Below are 18,733 nucleotides of genomic sequence, written 5' to 3'. Positions count from 1 at the left end.
AATTGATCTTGTAGATAATCAAGTAAATTGAGGAATAGAATTAAAAGCGGGGTACGCACGTTCGTATATTTGCCTATTAAGCATATAATCTCTGTGATATAATGGTAAGGTGATAGAACGGCTATATGGGCGGTCGGCTAGTCTCCCGATAGAAGGGAGCCCCTGCTTCCGAAGCGGCTTTCTTTCGAAAGCCTTGAGATGCCTGTGGAGGTATTTCAAGCACTCAGCTTAATGTTCATATTCGGCATGTTCATTCTAGCGTTGCTCACGTACCTAAACAAAAAGAAATAGGCCGCCCTTCCCAAAGGTAGCAGGCCTATTTCTGTCGCCTTACTCAAAGCCACCGCCCTTAAAAGCGGCTATTGCGCGGGAGAGACGTGTTAGCAGCACGGCTCTCTTTGCATTGTAAGCATTTCTTGACTTAAGTATACCATGCCATATACGGGGGTTCAATCCGGTAAAATAGGATAGCTGGTTATGCCTGCGACCGATGCGTATTGAGCTTGTGGGGATCATGGTCGAGGAATTTCGTGATCTGCACCTGCTGCGCGGCTTCAACGATTTGTTTCGAGGGTTCGGCGGCCTGACGCAAGCGGCAGCTGTAGCACCTCAAAAAGAGGTTACCCTTCGAAAAAGGAACCCCCTGCTTTCTGGAAGGTTCCTAACAACCGTGTATTACGATTGGTACTGCGTTTTCGCCATCCCAAAGTGATAGCGAGTTATGCCAATCGCCTACGCCTTCCCGATGCCGACGAGCGATTCATGAATCGCCCGGGCGGCCTTCTTGCCGGCGCCCATCGCAAGGATGACCGTCGCCGCACCGGTGACCGCGTCGCCGCCGGCGTAGACGCCGGGCTTGCTCGTCTCCATCGTCGCTTCTTCGACGACGATGCCGCCCCAGCGCTGGACCGACAGACCCGGCGTGGTGGAACGGATCAGCGGATTCGGGCTCTGGCCGATGGCGATGATGACCGTGTCCAGCTCCAGCACGAACGCGCTGCCCGCTTTCTCGCGGGGGCTGCGCCGTCCGGATTCGTCCGGCTCGCCGAGCTCCATCTCGACGCATTCCATGCCGCGCACCCACACGCCGTCGCCGAGAATCCGCTTCGGGTTGGCGAGCAGCCGGAAGCGGATGCCTTCCTCCTGCGCGTGGTGAATCTCCTCGGCGCGCGCCGGAAGCTCCTCCATGCCGCGGCGGTAGACGATGCTGACCTCCTCCGCGCCCAAGCGGAGCGCAGTGCGGGCCGCGTCCATCGCCACGTTGCCGCCGCCGACCACGGCAACCCGCTTGCCGGTCTTAACCGGCGTCGGGTTGTGCGGGTAGTCGTAGGCCTTCATCAAGTTGACGCGGGTGAGGAATTCGTTGGCCGAATACACCCCGTTCAGGTTCTCGCCGTCGATGCCCATAAAACGGGGCAAGCCGGCGCCGCTGCCGACGAAGACGGCCTCGAAGCCGTCCGCGAACAATTCATCGACCGTGATGGAGCGCCCGACCACCACATTCTTGTGAATGGTCACGCCGAGCTCGGCGATCTTGTCGATCTCTTCCTCCACCAGCGCCTTCGGCAGCCGGAATTCCGGAATGCCGTAGGTCAGCACGCCGCCCAGGGCGTGCAGGGCTTCGAAGATCGTCACCTCGTAGCCGAGCTTCGCCAGGTCGCCGGCGCAGCTGAGCCCCGCCGGACCGCCGCCGACGACGGCTACCTTATGTCCGTTCGGAGCGGGCTTCGCTCCGCCCGCAACCCCGGCCTGGAGCGCGTAATCCGCCGCGAAGCGCTCCAGCCGGCCGATGCCGACGGGCTCGCCCTTCTTGCCGCGGACGCATACGCCTTCGCATTGGCTCTCCTGCGGACAAACGCGCCCGCATATGGCCGGCAGGCTGTTCTCCGCCATAATCGTCCGGTACGCTGTCTCGAATTCGCCGGCGGCCACCGCTTTAATGAAGGCGGGAATCGGTACGCCGACCGGGCAGCCGTTTACACAGGGCTGATGGCGGCATTGCAGGCACCGTTCGGCCTCCTCCATCGCTTGCCTCGGGGTATAGCCGAGCGCCACTTCCTCAAAGTTGCGAGCCCGCACGGCAGGGGGCTGCTCCGGCATCCGCACCTTTTCTTTTGTCATATTCGCCATCCGGTCAACCCTCCTGCTCCATCAAGCACAAGTGCTCTTCCATGTCCTTGTACATGCCCTGGCGGCGGATGCATTCGTCGAAATCCACCAGCCAGCCGTCGAAATCCGGCCCGTCTACGCAGGCAAACTTGGTCTCGCCGCCGACCGTGACGCGGCAGCCGCCGCACATGCCGGTGCCGTCGATCATGATCGGATTGAGCGAGACGCCAGTCGGAATGCTCCGCTCCTTGGTGATCGACACCACCGCTTTCATCATCGGCAGCGGCCCGATGCAGATTACCTCGTCATACACGCGGCCTTCGTCGAGCAGCCGGTTCAGCACATCCGTAACGAAGCCCTTCACGCCCTCGCTGCCGTCGTTCGTCGCCACGAACAGCTCGTCGGCAATGGCGGCAAATTCGCTTTTCAGAATGACGAGCTCGCTCGTCCGACCGCCGAGCACGACGTCGACCGAGGCGCCGAGCTCCTTCATCTTGCGGATTTGCGGATAGAGCGGCGCCGCGCCGACGCCGCCGCCGATGCCGAGCACCCGCCGCTTCGCGGCAAGCTCCACCGGCCGCCCGAGCGGACCGGCAAAATCGGACAGCTCCTCGCCCTCTTCCTTCTGGGCCAATAGGCGCGTGGTGAAACCAACCACCTGATAGATAATGGTGACGCTCTCGCGTACCCGGTCGTAATCGGCGATCGTCAGCGGAATCCGTTCTCCGCCTTCCTGGACCCGAACCATTACAAACTGGCCGGGCTCGCATTTGCGAGCCACGAAAGGAGCGTGAACGACCATACGCTCCACCGTATCATTTAGCGTATCTTTTTGCAGGATGCGGTACATAGCTCGTCTCCTTAGCCTTTTCTAACATGAATCCATTATATCGGCTGGCCTGGAAGCTGTGGCCGGGGATCGGCGGATAAAGTTGTCGGTTTCATGAAGATTGCCGCGCCGCCGCACGCCGTGCCAGCAGGAGAAACGCCAGCGCCGCCAGCATGCAGACCGCCGATCCGGCGAACATCCATTTGCCGCCGAACAGGTCCATGAATGCGCCGAGCAGGGCGGGGCCGACCGTCTGGGCCACGGAGGAGAAGAAATAGTAGAGTCCGGTATAGAGGCCGATTTTACCCGGTCCGGCGAAGCTGACGACAAGCGGATAGGAATGGATGTTCACAAGCGCCCAGAACAGGCCGCCGCCGAGCAAGAGAGCGCGGATCGCCATGAGGTCGCGGGTCAGGAACAACAGCAGGAACAGCACGCCAAGCCCGGCAATCCCGACGGAGATGATCGGAATGCGGCCGAACCGCTTGGCGAGAAAGCCGCTCGGGACGGCGAACAGGATGAAGGCCAGGCTGAAGAATCCGATCGTCAGCGTGGCGTTGCCCGCCGTGAGCCCCAAGGTCTCCACCCCATAGGTGGTGAACTGCGCTTCAACGCCGCTGTAGCCCACGAACCAGCAGAAGATAGCCGCCAGGATGCAGAGCGCCGTGCGATCGCGGGAGGTGAACACCCGCTTGAGGCCGGAGACGAGGCCGGCGGGGCCCGGTTCTTTTTGCTCGGAGGCGTCGGAATCGACGGACGCGGCAAAGCGGAGCTTGCCGACCAGCGGCTTCACGTACAGGACGAGAACGATGGCGCAGACGATCAGCACGGCCGCTCCAATCGCGAAGGGCAGCGGCTTGTTGGAATCATAGAGCTTGGCCAAGCCGAACAGCGTGATCAGCGTGCCGACGCCGCCCATGAGGTTGATGATGCCGTTGGCCTGGCTGCGCTTGTCCGGCGGCGTGACGTCCGGCATCAACGACACGGTCGGGGCGCGGAACAACGTCATGGCGAGCAGGAACCCGACGTCGACGGCGATCAGCGTCGCCAGATTGACGTAATGCGGCATGAGAAGGAGAAAGATGGCGGCGAGGGGCATGCCGACCAGGAGGAAGGGCAGCCGCTGCCCGAAGCGGGTATCGAGCCGGTCGCTCCAGGCGGCGATCAGCGGAATGAGGAAGATGTTGGCGAAATTGTCGAGTCCCATGATGGAGCCGCGCAGGGCCTTCGATTCGATATAATCGCCCAGCATGAGCGGCATGAACGAGTTGTAGAGCTGCCAGACGACCGAGATGGCGAAAAAACCGAGCCCGACGATGAAAATCCGCGGGTAGGCGAACGGTTTCATACCCGGGCCTCTTCCAAGATTGCTTTCAACCGGGCGGGATAGTTCGTGATGATGGCGTCCACTTCGCAGGCCAGCATCCGCCGCATGGTCGGCTCATCGTCCACCGTATAGGGCCGAACCTTGACTCCGGCCGCATGGGCCCCCTGGACGATCTCCGGATAGATGCTGTAAAACAGCGGATGCAGCGCGTCCGCCCCGACCAGCCGGGCATAGCTCCACGGCTCGTACAGACCGGCGGTATACAGAATGGCGCGTTCGATCTCGGGAGCGAGGTCGGCGAGCTTGACCAGGCTGTAATGATTAAAGGAAGAGAAAATCGTCCGGCTCTCCATCCCGTATTCGCGGATGAGCGCCACCGCCTTCTCCTCCATGCCCTCATAGAGGACGATGCCGTTCTTCAGCTCGACATTGAGCGCGAGTCCGGTCGGCTGGAGAAAATCCAGCACCTCGCGGAGCAGCGGCAGCCTCTCTCCCCGAAAGTCGGAACGCCCCTTCGCCGCGTCAAGCCGGCGGAGCTCCGCCGCCGTCTGCTTCACCACCAGTCCGGTTCCGTCCGTCGTCCGGTCGAGCGTTTCGTCGTGGATGACGATGAGCTCGCCGTCCTTGGACATCTGGATGTCCAGCTCGATGCCGTCCGCCCCTTGCTCTACGGCCAAGCGAAACGCCGCCATCGTGTTCTCGGGTGCTTCTCCGGCCGCTCCCCGGTGGGCCAGAATCTTCGTACGCTGTTCCATGCCATCCTCTCCTCTGCCTGATTGATGCGGGCGGGGACGGGCCTCGGTCGGACGACCGGTCCCCGCACCGGATGAGTTCCCTTCTTGCTTAACGCAAGCTGCTTTTATCCTACTCCCGGATTGTTCGCGGAATGTTATCGCCGGTTTCCGGTCCCGGCGCTTTCTGCTCCTTTCATGCTACCATAGAAGGATTTTCATGGAAACGCAAAAAAGGCCGTCCCGGCCGGGGCGGCACTTAAAGAGAGAGGGCTGCACGTACGGATCATTCTTCCAATCGCTGTTGTCCCCGGATTTCTTGAAAGGAAACCCAGATCGGTTGAAATCCGGGGACAAAGGCGACCGCTGCCGCTTTTCCAGAACGATTCCGCCCCCTCCGCTTCTCTTTATAGCGTCTTCTCGGCCGGGTAAGCCTGTCCGGACGGCTATGGCTTAACGCCGCAGCTCGGAGCCGCCAGCTCGACGGCGGGCAGGGTCTCCACGCCGTTCGCGTCCGCGACCGCCGCCTGCAGCGGGCGGACCTCCGGCAGAGCGTCGGCCCCCTTCGGCGGCAGAAGCCGAACAAGCGGCGTCTTCGGCGGCAGCGGCCCCGTGGACGCCACGATCAGTTGAACCGCGTCCGGCCGGAACCGGTCCGGCGTCACATAGACGCGGATACCGGGCGCGAGCGGAACCGCGCGAACGGGACGCGAGGCGGTCAGGCCGGACGCGCCGCAGGCGATGTGGACCACGGCCGCCTTCGTCCGCGAGCCGGTGCCCTCCAGGCTGAGCGTCGCCTCCGCCCGGCTGGGTCGGGTCAGGCGGACCTTGCCGGGAGAGAAGGGCCGGGCCGCCGCGGGAAGAAGCCCCCCCCGCCGTTGTCCGGAGGCGGCCGGGCGGAACATCCCCGCGAGCGGCCGGGAATCGCCGATCGCCCGTTCGTCGCCGAAGGCCGACAGAATCGTGGCCGCTACATCGCGGGTATGGCCGCCGCTCAGCGGCTGCTCCCGGCTGCCGCCGGCCACGGTCCGTCCGGACGCGGCGAAGAACACCGTGCCGGCCTGTTTGCCGCCGTGGCTGTGCGAGCGGCTCCGGTAAGCGGCTTTGATCGCGGTCGAGGTGCCGCCGCCGTGGTCCGCCACCACCAGCACCAGTGTGTCGTCCAGCATGCCGTTCCGGCGCAGGGCGCCGTAAATCTCGCCGACCTTGCGGTCCGCCCGCTGCAAAGCCCGGTAGTAGCTGCGGGTAAACCAGCCCCGGGCGTGACCGGCATTGTCTACTTCGTCCAGGACGAGGAACATCAGCGAGGTGTCCGCCGCCTGGCCGGAGTCGACGTACGTGACAAAGTCCTTGACCAGCTTGTCGTCGTCTCCGGAGAACAGCGTGACGCCGGCGGCCGGTTCGATATGCCCGTTCAGGAGGTGCTCCCAATGGGCGAAGAAGGCAAGCCGCCGCTCCGGAGCCAGCTCGCGCAGGCGCGAGAAGACGGTGGGATACGGGCCGTTGTAATAGCTCTCCCCACTCTGGTCGTTGGAAATGCCGTGCTTGTCGTAATCCACTCCCGTCAGCATCGCCCCCCAGTTGGGCGAGGAGGACGTCGGCTTCGTCGAGCTGACCGTATAGCTCACCGCCCCTCCGTTCAGGATAGCCCGCAGGTGAGGCAGGGCGAACCGGTCGGATTTGCGCACGGCATGCGAGGTCAGCAGCGGATAATACGGGGCGTTCGGCGAGACCGAGTTCCCCGCTCCGTCCAGCCCGATGACGACCACATGCTTGTAGGGATAGAGCGCCAATTTGTTGGCGATCCGCTGCTCCTGTTCGTCGGCAACGGCCGTGCGGACCGCGCCGCCCGATCCCAAGGCAAGATCGCCGACGGAGACGAGGCCGTCGCCGCTCACGTCTTCTGCCGGGCGGGGATGAATGCGCACCGTCGCATGTTCATAAACCAGCCGCGAGAGCAGAAGCGGTTCTCCCTTGCGGGAGAACTGTGTTCCCTCCAGGACGAAGCGGCCTTCTCCCTCGGGAGCGACGGGGCGAAAATACAGCTGCGCAACCCGCGAGCGGCGGTATTCTCCCCGCTCGGCCTTGGGAAACGGCCGGACGGCCTTGACCGCCACCCGAAGCCGCCCCGGCTCCTTCACTACCGGCTCTGTCAGCCCCTCGGCATGGTCGAAGACGAACTTCTGCCGGTCGAACCAGATATCCGTCTCCATTCGGTCCGGCAGGACCGCGGAGCCGGAGGAATAGACGTGGAGACTTAGCCGGAAGACGCCGCCCGGGCTTGCGTGCTCCGCCCCGAGCAGCGCGAGGCCGCCCGAGAAGCCCTGCGGCGCTTCACCGAAGCGGACCGGCTTGGCCGCCGCCCGGGCAGCGCCCGGCATCTGGCTCTTCCAGGCCGCGGCCAGCCGGCTCGGCACGGCTGCCAAGCGGCTCGGGGCTGCCGAGCGAATCGGCGGTGCGGCCGACGGCCGGTGCCCCATCTGCCAGAATCCCGCCCCGGCGGCCAGCAGGAAGGCTGCGGCCACTCCCGCGCGAATCCAATAATCGGCACGATGTTTCATACGCTTCCCCCCGTTCCCACACATTTTGTCCCGCGGGAGGAAATTGATGCACATCGCCCAGACTCTTCGCCTTCAGGATTCCCAGATCGAGGCTTCCAGCTCGTCGACCAGCTTGCGCAGACGCCCGGCGATCCGCCGGTTGATCGTTCCGTCCTCGTACATCTGCTGAACGGCGTCGCGCTGCTCCTGGATAATTCGCCGCTCCAGCTCGAACGGATCGCTGCCGCCGAGCAGGTTCGCTCCGCCGCCCTGCTCCAGCCGGAAGAGATACCGCTCGTAGCGGGAGGCGACTTGGCTTACGGCGGCTTGGTTGTCGGGGCCGGCCGCAGCGCGCACCGCCTGCAACCCCGCCCGGACCATTGCCTCTTTGGCACGCAAGAGGGACTCGCGCAAAGAGGCGTCGTCGGGCGCGCAGGGCTGCTCCGCGTCGCCGGCAAACCAGCCGGACAGCATGCGGCCGACCTCGAAGACGGAATGGCGGAATTCGGAATCGAAGCCCTTGGTCAGAAGCATTTCCGTCTGGTCAAGCCGGCCGGCAAGCTTCGCCGCGACGGCCGGGTCCAGCTCTCCCCGTTCCTTGAGCTGATGCAGCGCCTGCCGTTCGGCGCGCAGCCCCGTCAGCCGGAGGCCGGTGATCTGGCGGAGCAGCGATGCCGCCGCTGCCGTGAATTTCCAATCGTCCGGGCGCACCTGGTTCAACTTCTCCTGAATATCGGAGAGCGCGAGCGTCTCGCCCTCCGACTGGGGCCGGGTCAGCGCTCGGAGCCGGTTGATGCCGATCTCCATCAGCTTCCGGTTGTCATCCTTGTCCGTTGTCTCTTCGGCGGGTGCCTTGTCGGCAAGCAGCGGCAGAACCACGCTCGCCAGCACGAGCGAAACCAGAATGACGCCTGCGGCCAGCGCCAGGATCAGGTCGCGCTCGGGGAACGGAGCGCCGCTCTGGGTCACGAGCGGGATGGAAAAGGCGCCGGCCAGTGTCACCGCCCCCCTCACCCCCGATATGGAGGTAAGGGCGATCGACTTCAGCCGAACCTTGCCCGCTCTCTTGCGCTGGAACTTGGAGAACAGCCAGATCCAGAGAAAGCGGATGATGATCAGGAAAGCCGCGATGAGCAGGACGTAGCCGGTTACCGTCCAGTTGCTGATTGCCTCGTCGCGGATGATAACGTCCATCACATCGGGCACCGATAGACCGAGCAGCAGGAAGACCATCCCGTTCAGAATGAACAGCAGTACGGACCAGGTACTGGCCGAGACAAGCTGCAGCTTGTATTGCGGAGAGAGGGCGCGGTCCTTTTGCACGGTGAACAAGAGGCCCGCCGCTACGACGGCAAGGATGCCGGACACGCCGATCTCCTCGGACACCAGATAAATGATGAAGGGCGTCATCAGCTGCAGCAGGACGTGGATCGTCACGTCCTCCATGCCGAACCGGCGCAGCAGTTCTCCGGCCCGGAGAATGAGGAACGCCAGAAGCGCGCCGACGAGCAGGCCGCCGACGGCGATCACCACGAAGCTGAGCGATGCCTTGGGCAGCGAGAAAGCGCCCGTAACCATAGCGGCGACCGCAAACTTGAACGCGACCAGACCGGACGCGTCGTTCATGAGCGCTTCGCCCTCCAGGATGCGGTGAATGCGCTCCGGCAGATGCACGCGGCCCGCCATCGAGCTGACGGCGACGGCATCGGTCGGAGACAGGATCGCCGCCAGCGCGAAGGCGGCCGGCAGCGGAATCGAAGGGATCAGCCAATGGATGAAGTAGCCGCCCGCGAACACGGTGATGAATACCAGCCCGAGCGCCAGCATCAGAATCGGCGCCTTCAGCTGCCACAGCTCTTCGCGCGGCGTCCGCCGCCCGTCGTTGAACAGGAGCGGCGCAATGAAGAGCACGAAGAACAGCTCCGGCTCCAGCTCCATATGGATGCCCATCGGCAGGAATGCCAGTCCGACCCCGAGCGCGATCTGAAGAAGCGGCACCGGAACGAACGGCACAAAGCGGCCAATTACATGCGAGATGGAAATGAGAATAAGCAAGATCAGAACCAGGAGGAATACATCCAAACCGTCCACCGTCCCTTACTGGAATTCCTTTAGTATACCAAACCGCGCAGAAGCGCCGCAAAATTCGACACGAAACCGCCAGGTGCAGGCGGCCGTCGAACTGGGTAGACAAGCTAACGGAAAGCGCGAGCGGTGCGGGAATTCTTGTGGCAGTTCGCGAATCCATTTCGGAAAAATAAAAGGTAAGCGAAAAAATGGACCGGCCACAAGCAAAAAAAGCCCCCTCGGCTCGCGGGCCGAAGGGGCAATGGCGTGAAACGTTCTGCTCTATGGGGCCGGGTCAGCCTTGGCTGCCGATGAACGCGTAGCGGGCAACGATCAGCACGGCCAGAATCCACATGAGCCAGTGCACCTTGTATTTCTTTTCGCCGCCGCGCAGGTTGGCGACGGTGGCAAGGATGACGTAAGACAGGATGCCGAAGGAGATGCCGTTCGCGATGTTGTAGGTGAAGGGCATCATCGTGACCGTGAAGAAGGCCGGAATGCCGACGACCAGGTCCTGGAAGTCGATGTCCTTGACCGCCTGCATCATCAGTACGCCGACGACGATCAGAGCGGCCGCCGTGGCTCCGCCCGGAATGAGGGCGGCGATCGGCGCGAGGAACAGGGAGAGCAGGAAGCAGACGCCGGTGGTAACGGCGGTGAGGCCGGTGCGCCCGCCTTCGGCGACGCCCGCGGCGCTTTCGACAAACGCGGTCGTGGTGCTGGTGCCGAGCAGCGCGCCGCCGCTGACGGCGACGGCATCGACCATCATGGCCTTGCCGACGCGCTTGCGGCCTTCTTCCGGGTTCTTCATGATGCCGGCGCGGGTCGCGGTGCCGACCAGGGTGCCGAACGTATCGAACAGTTCAACGAAGGTGAAGGTCAGGATGACCGAGATCAAGCCGGTGTGGATGACGCCGTTCCAGTCGAAATGAGCGAAGTTCAGCTCCGAGAAATTCGGAACCCAGGGCGTATCCGGATCGCTCAGTTTGTCAAACGAGGTATAGCCCAGGATGATCGAGACGACCGTCGTACCCAGGATACCGAAGAGGATACCGCCCCGGACCTGGAGGACCATCAGGATGGAGATCAGCACCAGACCGATCAGGGCGATCTGCACGTCATGGTTATGGATCAAATCCCCCATATGGATGACGGATTCAAAGCTGAGCAGGTCGGTAAACTGGCCCTTCGCGATGTCCGTGACAGTGTTCTCCGTCGCGATCGTCATGATGCCGCTGTTCTTCAGGCCGACGATCGTGATGAACAGGCCGATGCCGACGGTGATGGCGTTCTTGAGGCTATCGGGAACCGCGACGAGCAGGAGCTGGCGGACCTTGGTAACCGTTAATACGATGAAGACCAAGCCGGAGATAAAGACGGCGGTGAGGCCGATTTCCGGGGTAATCGGGTGCGTGCCGCCCTTGGAGCTGATGACGACGGTGGCAAAGTAAGCGTTCAGGCCCATGCCGGGCGCGAGCGCCACCGGGAAGTTGACAAACAGGCCCATCGCTGCGGTGAAGATCCCGGCTGCCAGTGCCGTTGCCAGAAAGACACTGTACCATGCCAGACCGGTTCCGCTCAGAATGTTCGGATTGATTGCCAGGATGTAGGCCATGGTCATGAAGGTGGTGAGGCCGGCCATGATTTCCGTCTTGACGTTCGTTCCGTTTGCTTTCAGCTTAAACAATCGTTCCATGGTGTTGCTTGTCCCCCTCGGAAAATGTGGTAGAACGCAAAAAAACTCAGGTTCCGGGACCTGAGCATGCGAAAAGCAACGGGAAGAAACCCAGAATGACCGGGACGGGTTCTTGCCTTTGCGAAGATCGAAGTCCAGCGTGATTGCCGGCTCTCCGGTCATTCAAGAAGAAGCGGCCGATCCGACAGATGCCGACCAGAGTCGACAAGCCTGCCTCGCGCCGTTCCTTCTCTTTTCGTAGCCAGATCATTTACGGTGATCTTGTAGAGACTCCCGGGCCAATCCCCGGAATTATACGAAAAAAGCACTTACAGGCTTATTGTAGAGGCAGCCTAAACAACTGTCAAGATGAAAAGACGAACATTCAACTTCCATTTTCTTCGGTCGTTCGGTTTTTCGCCAAAATTTCGAATTGTTTACCCAGCGGATGCCCCGTAAAGAACCGATGCCTCGCCGAAGAACGGCGGATTCGCTTCAGCGGATGGACCAGCGGTACCCCAGGTTGATGGCCAAGTTGTACAGCGGATGCGTCCGCGAGACCCGCATTCGCCGGACAAACGACCGCAGCGAATAGAAGCTCCGGCGAAACTCCATGTACCCTTCGTACAACTGCTCCGGTGTCAGGCGCTTCGGATCGAACGCCACCTGCGTCTTGCCGTTGTAGCGGTTCCATTCCTCCGACCGCAGCCGCCCCTCGGCCTTCAACTGCTCGTAGATCGGCGTTCTCGGCAGCGGTGTCAGCAGGCTCACGGTTACTCCGTCGATTCCGAGCCGCTCGCAAGCCCGGAGGGTCTCGCCGAAGACCTGCTCCGTATCGCTGTCGAACCCGAAGACGATGCCCGCTTGAATCATAATGTTGTGCCTATGCAGGCTCTGAATGATCGCTTCATAATCGCGGACGCGGTTCACCCGCTTGCCCGCATCGCCGAGCGAGGCCTCGCTGAAGGATTCCAGCCCGACAAACAGATACAGGCAGCCTGCCTCCTGCGCCGCCTTCAGCAGCTTCTCGTTCGCGCAGTCCGCCAGGGTGACCTGCGCCGCCCAGCGTTTGCGCAGCGGAGCCAGCTCCTTCATCAGCTCCAGGGCATAACCCGCGTCGGCGAAGAAATTATCGTCCCAGAAGACGAAGTGCCGAGCCTTCATCGCCCGAATCTCCCCGATTACCTCGCTCACCGGACGGCTTCGGAAGCAGTCGTGGTAGATCTGCTTCAAGTTGCAGTACCGGCAGCGGTAGGGACACCCCCGGGTGGCGAACACGGCTCCCTTCATGAGCCGACTCCTACCGCGAAGCAAATCCCACCGCGGTTCGGGCAGGCCTTCGAGCGTCGGAGGCGTCTCGGAGACGTAGCGGGCCTGCGCCTTTCCCTCTGCGAAATCCCGCAGAAACCGCGGCCAGGTCTCTTCCGCCTCGCCGACGATCACATGGTCGGAGCGGCGTCCCGCTTCGTCGGGAAGCAGCGTCGCATGGGGGCCACCGAAGACGACCTTCGCTCCTTTTGCCCGAAAGGCGTCCGCTATCTCGTAGCAATGGTACGCATTGGGCGTATTGACGGTGATGGCGACCAGATCGAACGTCCTGCCGTAGGGAATCCTCTGGCTGTATTCATCCACGAGCGTGAGGTCGTATTGGCCCTCGTCGACAAACGCGGCAAGATAAGGCATTGTGATCTGCGAGAAATTATTGAGCTGCTTGCGGCGGAAGCGGTGAAGGGTGCGGTTCTCCGGCTGGATCAGCAGGATGCGCAGTTTCATTCTCCGTCCTCCCATTCGAGAATATCTCCCGGCTGGCAGTCCAAGACACGGCAGATGCTGTCGAGCGTAGAGAACCGGATGGCCTTCGCCTTGCCGGTCTTCAGGATGGATATGTTGGCAATCGTAATGCCGACCCGATCCGCCAGCTCGGTCACGCTCATCTTCCGCTTGGCCAGCATCACATCCACATTTACCCGGATTGTCATGGTTTCACCTCAGATGGTCAGGTCGTTTTCTTGACGCAAGTCCGCCGCCTTCCGAACCAGGTGCGACAGCGCCGCCGCCGCAACGGCGAAGACGATTCCGGCCGCCACGACCAGCAGGGAGAAGAGGGCGACGCCGGGATGGCTCAGCCCGAGCAGCAGATAAGCCGCGCTGCCGACGAAGAAGATCCCGGAATCCAGCAGGGAGAGCGCGGCGATCCGTTTCAGCAGCAGGGCATTCTTCTCGGTGAACGAGCGATCCGCGGCGATTTCGCTGGAGATACGCCAGGACAGCGCCAGCACGGCATAGCACGGAACCGCCGTAACCCAGATGAGGATCAGCCAGGCCCAGCGGCGGGACGACAGCTCCGGATCGTCTAGCACAAGTCCCTGTCCATATAAGGGAAAAATCAAGATATACAAGACCAGCCCGCAAAAGCCGGTAGCCAGGATAATCGCCTTCAGCCACTTCGCAAGACTCGCTTGGCTCATGCCGGCGTCCTCCCTTTCCTCGATTCGATGGTTTATAGGGGGATTATACGAAAGGTTTATTTGAAAATCAATGAATTTTTATCGTTTATCAATAAAAATAACCTCTCCCTGGAACTCCGGGTAGAGGTCTTCCTCTCAGTCACGCCTGAAAGGCGAAGTGGAGGAACGCAAAAAGAAGCAGAGCAAGGGCGGCCTGCCCTGCTTTGCCTCGGAAAGCGTACCCGTGGATGCCGCAGCTACTGGCCGATGACCTTCACATATACCTTCCGGCTGCGGGGCCCATCGAACTCGCAGAAGTAGATGCCCTGCCACGTGCCCAGGATAAGCCGTCCTTCATGAACGATGACGTTGACGCTCGAGCCGACGCAGCTGGATTTCAAATGCGCTGCTGAGTTTCCTTCCGCGTGGCGGAATTCGGAACGGTCGGGAAAAGCCTTTGCCAGTCCCAGCAACATATCCCGCACCACGTCGGGATCGGCGTTCTCGTTGATCGTGATGCCGGCCGTGGTGTGCGGGCAATAGATGACGCACAGCCCGTCCCGAACGCCGCTCGCGGAGAGCGCCTGACGCACCCGAGACGTGATCTCGGTGAATCCTTCTTTTTCCGTCTTCAGGCTGTATTCGTAGAGCATGGGTCGGTCTCCTTTCTGGGGAAAGAGGAATTGGGCTCATGAAGTTAGCGAAACAATAATAGTTGAATTAGTTTTTTTGGTAAGTGAGGATTAATGGGTTAGCATTGTGATGTTAAATAAGAGGAATTAGTTGACGGAAAAGCTAATGAAAATATAATTGTTAACAATTGAAAGAAGTTCCAACCACGCATAAAATGAAGATAGATGAAACGTAATGGAATTGCTGGGGGTATATGAATGAATGAATGATATAACCTATATAACACGAAGAGATATTTTAGATATTATTCGTATTGGATTTCAAGAAACGGGTCATCAAAAAACTAATTATCCTGGCCGTAAACATCCTGACGATGGGACATACGCGTATCAGATAACCTATCATGGACGCTTAAATGAAATTGATTTTTTAGGGAGAATTTACAACCTTAGAGAGCTACCATCGACAGATAGTCGATACGACAATGCTCTTGGGGATATTTACCAACACACTGTCAACAATAGTGATTGGGATTGGGATTGGGTTTTTACAGATAGTAGATTCAAATTGGATTCCGGTCCCGATGAATTTTTGCTCAACTTTTTATGTGAGATGTTCACCCCGTTGTCAGAAATGAGAATCAACCTTGGAGAGAGATCTTAAGAATTTTCAATGATCTTTTAAGAGTTGACGGCTATGAACTCTACGAAAGAGATCATATTTCTGGAAGGGAAGTTTATAAATGGAGGCATATAGCTGAGAATAGTATAAAAATTGATAAAGGGAATCCCTCTGTCTCTTACCATTTAAAGATAATAGGTGAGGGTTCTTACGCCTTTGTATACAAATTTGAGGATGACTTTTACAACCATCCGTTCGTACTTAAAAGGGCAAAAACGGATCTAAACGAGAAAGAAATATTGCGCTTTAAACGAGAATTTGAACAAATGAAACAACTCTCATCGCCTTATGTTGTAGAAGTTTATAGCTACAACGATGTGAACCATGAATATGTAATGGAGTACATGGACTGTACAATTGAAAAGTTCATATCAAAGAACAATGAAGTTCTTACATTTAAAATCAAAAAGAATCTTGCAGTGCAAGTACTTCGAGGGTTTAAATATATCCACTCCAAAGAATTATTGCACAGAGATATTAGCCCCAAAAATATATTAATTAAGAAGTACGATGATGTAACTATTGCTAAAATATCTGATTTTGGCCTTGTTAAAATACCCGAGAGTCAACTTACTTCTAACAATACTGAATATAAGGGATATTTTAATGACCCAGAATTACGACTCGACGGATTCAGTTCCTACTCAATAATACATGAGACTTATGCGCTAACTCGGTTGATCTTCTTTATCATGACCGGAAGAACTAACACTGAAAAGATTACACATGAAAGTTTGAAACAGTTTGTTGCAAAAGGTCTTAACCCAGATAAGTCGAAACGTTACAAAAGCATTGACGAGCTTATTGAAACCTTCAATAAAATTAAGGAATAATACGAATTAATACAAAATAATACTGGAATAATTTATGATAAATTCACACAAAATAAATTCGTCTAGGTTATTTTGATTCAAACTAACCGACAATAAGGTGATAATCTTTATGGAAATTGATTTCAGCAAATACCTTCCACTGGGCACTGCTATTATTTCCGCAAGTATTGTCTATTGGTATAGCATGAGGAGTAAAAAAGGCGATAGATTGATTCAATTTACTCAGGACAATCTCAGGGAAATATACAGCCCAATATACCATGAGATGAAAAAAATTATCAATAAATCTATTTGTCCAAAAGACAGAGAAAGGATGCTTGATTCATTTTTTGATAAATATTCAAACATAAACACCTCCATCTATAAGTTAGGTAATATTGAATTGCTAAATAGCTTCTATGATCTACAAGAGAAGTTTGCAATGTTTAAGCCCTCAAGAGATTTAGAGTTATGGAGAAACTTCTGGTGGGAATTTGAAAACCTCTTCTTCTACAAGATAAGTCAAGGATATAAAAACTCTATTGCTCTATTATATCGCGAGTTTAATTGGCAACAGCATCTCCAAATTAGCCCTTATTGGAAAAAAATCTATTTGGAATTAGTTAAGTTTCTTTTTGATACAGCAAAGGGATCGAATGTAGCGCTCTTATTTATTGAATATCTTATAATATCTTCCAATATATTTGCTATCAATTTATTTCCGAGAGATTCTTGGAAAGTGAATCTTAAGATATTGGGGTTAAGTGTTTTGTTTACCTTAATTCTAAAATTCGCCAATTTAGATTATTCTAACTTTACCAGTAATCCTCAAAAGGGTGTGATTTCGAAATCATTCGAAAAATACTTCCCTAGGGTTAGTAAGTGGTGGAAGAATATGTTCATAACCAAAAGAAGCTACAATAAAGTACCAGAAATGGATACAACATTAATTCATAAAGAGGATTATGAGATTAGAAGTTTTTCGAATCGAAACTAACTCACTTTGATCTTAATAGAAAGTTGTAAGCCAATTGAGCGTATAGCCACCTATAAGGAACTAAGTATATTCTTAACTATGTCAAAAAAATACTCCCTTCTATTTGCTAAATAACGCAGATAGAAGGGAGTATTTTTTACGCTCTATAGTAGCGGGTAAATTGGAGATCCCAATTCGGTGATACCAAAATCATTTTATTTTTATGCTATTAAGCATCAACAATAAGAAATGTTATCTCCGTCTATTCCCACTCGATCGTGGCCGGCGGCTTCGACGTAATGTCGTAGACGACGCGGTTGACGTTCTCGACTTCGTTGACGATGCGCACGCTGATCTTCTCCAGCACGTCCCACGGGATGCGGGCCCAATCGGCGGTCATGCCGTCGATGGAGGTCACGGCGCGGATGCCGACAGTGTAGGAGTAAGTGCGGGCGTCGCCCATGACGCCGACGCTCTTCATGCCCGGCAGGGCGGTGAAATACTGCCAGATCTCCCGCTCCAGCCCGGCTTTCGCGATCTCGTCGCGGAGGATGGCGTCGGATTCGCGGACGATGTGCAGCTTGTCCTCGGTGACTTCGCCGAGCACGCGGATGGCGAGGCCCGGACCCGGGAACGGCTGGCGCTGGACGATGGCGTCGGGCAGCCCCAGCTCGGAGCCGACCTTGCGCACTTCGTCCTTAAACAGCGTCTTCAGCGGCTCGATCAGCTCGAAGCGAATATCCTCCGGCAGCCCGCCGACATTATGGTGCGACTTGATCGTCTGCGCCGTGGCCGTGCCGCTCTCGACGATGTCGGTATACAGCGTGCCCTGGGCCAGAAAATCGAAGCTGCCGAGCTTCGCCGACTCTTCGTCGAACGAGTAGATGAACTCGTTGCCGATGATCTTGCGCTTCTGCTCCGGATCGCTCACGCCGGCCAGCTTGCCGAGGAAGCGGTCCTGGGCGTCGATCTTGACCACGTGCATGTCGAACTTGCCGACGAAGGTGTCCATCACGCTCTCGGCTTCGCCTTTGCGCAGCAGGCCGTGATCGATGAACATGCAGGTGAGCTGGTCGCCGATCGCCTTGTGAATCAGGCGCGCCACGACGGAGGAATCGACGCCGCCGCTGAGGGCGCAAAGAACTTTGCGGTCGCCGACCTGACGCTGAATGTCGCGGACGGTGTCCTCGATGAAGGTCTCCATGTTCCAGTCGCCGGAGCACCCGCAGATGTTGTACAGGAAGTTATGGATCAATTCGTTGCCGTATACGGAGTGGCGCACTTCCGGATGGAACTGCACCGCGAAAAATTTCTTGTCGGTGTGGGCCATGCCGGCGATCGGCGTGTGTTCCGAGCGGGCGGTCACGGCAAAACCCTCGGGCAGCGCGGTTACTTTATCCCCGTGGCTCATCCAGCATTGCTGGTTCTTCTCGAGCCCGTCCGAGAGCAGACAGATCTCCTCGAAATCGACCATCGCCTTGCCGTACTCGCGCTTCTCGGCGCGTTCCACCTTGCCGTTCAACTGCTCCGCCATCAGCTGCATGCCGTAGCAGATGCCGAGAATCGGCAGCCCTAGCTCGTAGACGGCCGGGTCGGGCTTCGGGGCGTTCTCTTCGTAAACGCTGAGAGGTCCGCCGCTGAAGACGATTCCCTTCGGAGAGAGTTCACGGATCTTTTCCATGGGGGTGTTGAACGGAAGCAGCTCGCTGTACACGCCGAGATCGCGGATCCGGCGGGCGATCAGTTGATTGTACTGGCCGCCAAAATCCAACACGACGACGATTTCATTTGGTTTGCTCAAGGTTGGGCCCCGCTTTCTTTCAAATTGTGACTATTATAGATGACCCCTGTCGACAACGTCAAGGCGCGCATTCCCAGGCGCTTCGGTTCGCGAAGAGCCATTGGC

Annotated in this window: 15 protein-coding genes, 1 pseudogene and 1 riboswitch; of the genes and pseudogenes, 4 read left to right on the top strand and 12 right to left on the bottom strand. The window is 57.8% G+C overall.

The annotated features are described in order from the left end of the window. Positions 1–198: 198 nt before the first annotated feature. On the top strand, positions 199–291 hold the full coding sequence (locus ACSEXS_RS01340) for a putative holin-like toxin (RefSeq protein ID WP_438431384.1): 93 nt from the start codon (positions 199–201) through the stop codon (positions 289–291). A 441-nt stretch (positions 292–732) separates the two neighbouring features. On the opposite strand, the gene gltA is transcribed toward ACSEXS_RS01340, so the two are convergent. From gltA to ACSEXS_RS01285, 11 genes are all read right to left on the bottom strand, one after another. Further along, positions 733–2,130, bottom strand: coding sequence for an NADPH-dependent glutamate synthase (gltA, locus tag ACSEXS_RS01335; RefSeq protein WP_438431383.1), 1,398 nt, complete (start codon positions 2,128–2,130; stop codon positions 733–735). 4 nt (positions 2,131–2,134) lie between these two features. Next, positions 2,135–2,959 (bottom strand): sulfide/dihydroorotate dehydrogenase-like FAD/NAD-binding protein, encoded by an 825-nt coding sequence (locus tag ACSEXS_RS01330; RefSeq protein WP_438431382.1) that lies wholly within the window; start codon positions 2,957–2,959, stop codon positions 2,135–2,137. A 91-nt stretch (positions 2,960–3,050) separates the two neighbouring features. Then, a complete protein-coding gene (locus ACSEXS_RS01325; RefSeq protein ID WP_438431381.1) occupies positions 3,051–4,286 on the bottom strand; it encodes an MFS transporter in 1,236 nt (411 codons plus the stop codon). Beyond that, positions 4,283–5,020: a glycerophosphodiester phosphodiesterase gene (locus ACSEXS_RS01320; RefSeq protein ID WP_438431380.1), complete on the bottom strand. Its 738-nt coding sequence runs from the start codon at positions 5,018–5,020 to the stop codon at positions 4,283–4,285. The genes ACSEXS_RS01325 and ACSEXS_RS01320 overlap by 4 nt, the downstream gene beginning before the upstream one ends. 422 nt (positions 5,021–5,442) lie before the next feature. Then, on the bottom strand, positions 5,443–7,557 hold the full coding sequence (locus tag ACSEXS_RS01315) for an alkaline phosphatase family protein (RefSeq protein WP_438431379.1): 2,115 nt from the start codon (positions 7,555–7,557) through the stop codon (positions 5,443–5,445). A gap of 72 nt (positions 7,558–7,629) precedes the next feature. After that, positions 7,630–9,618, bottom strand: a complete 1,989-nt coding sequence (locus ACSEXS_RS01310; RefSeq protein ID WP_438433057.1) for a Na+/H+ antiporter — start codon at positions 9,616–9,618, stop codon at positions 7,630–7,632. Between the two features lie 280 nt (positions 9,619–9,898). Beyond that, positions 9,899–11,299, bottom strand: coding sequence for an NCS2 family permease (locus ACSEXS_RS01305; protein ID WP_438431378.1), 1,401 nt, complete (start codon positions 11,297–11,299; stop codon positions 9,899–9,901). A gap of 218 nt (positions 11,300–11,517) precedes the next feature. Further along, a riboswitch (purine riboswitch) is annotated at positions 11,518–11,618 on the bottom strand. Positions 11,619–11,773: 155 nt separating this feature from the next. After that, positions 11,774–13,051, bottom strand: coding sequence for a B12-binding domain-containing radical SAM protein (locus ACSEXS_RS01300; RefSeq protein ID WP_438431377.1), 1,278 nt, complete (start codon positions 13,049–13,051; stop codon positions 11,774–11,776). Further along, on the bottom strand, positions 13,048–13,257 hold the full coding sequence (locus ACSEXS_RS01295) for a helix-turn-helix domain-containing protein (protein WP_438431376.1): 210 nt from the start codon (positions 13,255–13,257) through the stop codon (positions 13,048–13,050). Before ACSEXS_RS01295 ends, ACSEXS_RS01300 begins: the two co-directional genes overlap by 4 nt. Before the next feature lie 9 nt (positions 13,258–13,266). Next, a complete protein-coding gene (locus ACSEXS_RS01290) occupies positions 13,267–13,746 on the bottom strand; it encodes a DUF2975 domain-containing protein (RefSeq protein WP_438431375.1) in 480 nt (159 codons plus the stop codon). Between the two features lie 236 nt (positions 13,747–13,982). Next, positions 13,983–14,378 (bottom strand): secondary thiamine-phosphate synthase enzyme YjbQ, encoded by a 396-nt coding sequence (locus ACSEXS_RS01285; protein ID WP_438431374.1) that lies wholly within the window; start codon positions 14,376–14,378, stop codon positions 13,983–13,985. Between the two features lie 241 nt (positions 14,379–14,619). On the opposite strand from ACSEXS_RS01285, the pseudogene ACSEXS_RS01280 reads away from it, so the two are divergent. The 3 genes and pseudogenes from ACSEXS_RS01280 to ACSEXS_RS01270 all read left to right on the top strand — a co-directional run. Next, positions 14,620–15,044 (top strand): annotated as a pseudogene (locus ACSEXS_RS01280) (AbiJ-related protein); the annotation flags it as partial. Beyond that, positions 15,024–15,872, top strand: a complete 849-nt coding sequence (locus ACSEXS_RS01275) for a protein kinase family protein (protein ID WP_500796480.1) — start codon at positions 15,024–15,026, stop codon at positions 15,870–15,872. The pseudogene ACSEXS_RS01280 and the gene ACSEXS_RS01275, both read left to right, overlap by 21 nt. Before the next feature lie 109 nt (positions 15,873–15,981). Then, positions 15,982–16,848, top strand: coding sequence for a hypothetical protein (locus ACSEXS_RS01270; protein WP_438431373.1), 867 nt, complete (start codon positions 15,982–15,984; stop codon positions 16,846–16,848). A 241-nt stretch (positions 16,849–17,089) separates the two neighbouring features. Here ACSEXS_RS01270 and guaA read toward each other — a convergent pair whose 3' ends face one another. Next, positions 17,090–18,628 carry a glutamine-hydrolyzing GMP synthase gene (gene guaA, locus ACSEXS_RS01265; RefSeq protein ID WP_438431372.1) on the bottom strand — a complete coding sequence of 513 codons (1,539 nt, stop codon included), beginning with the start codon at positions 18,626–18,628 and terminating at the stop codon, positions 17,090–17,092. Positions 18,629–18,733: the final 105 nt, after the last annotated feature.

Origin of the sequence: Gorillibacterium terrae (genome assembly GCF_051594785.1) — a bacterium.
In the GTDB taxonomy this organism is placed as follows: domain Bacteria; phylum Bacillota; class Bacilli; order Paenibacillales; family NBRC-103111; genus Gorillibacterium.
This window is presented reverse-complemented; position numbering and strand designations above follow the sequence as displayed.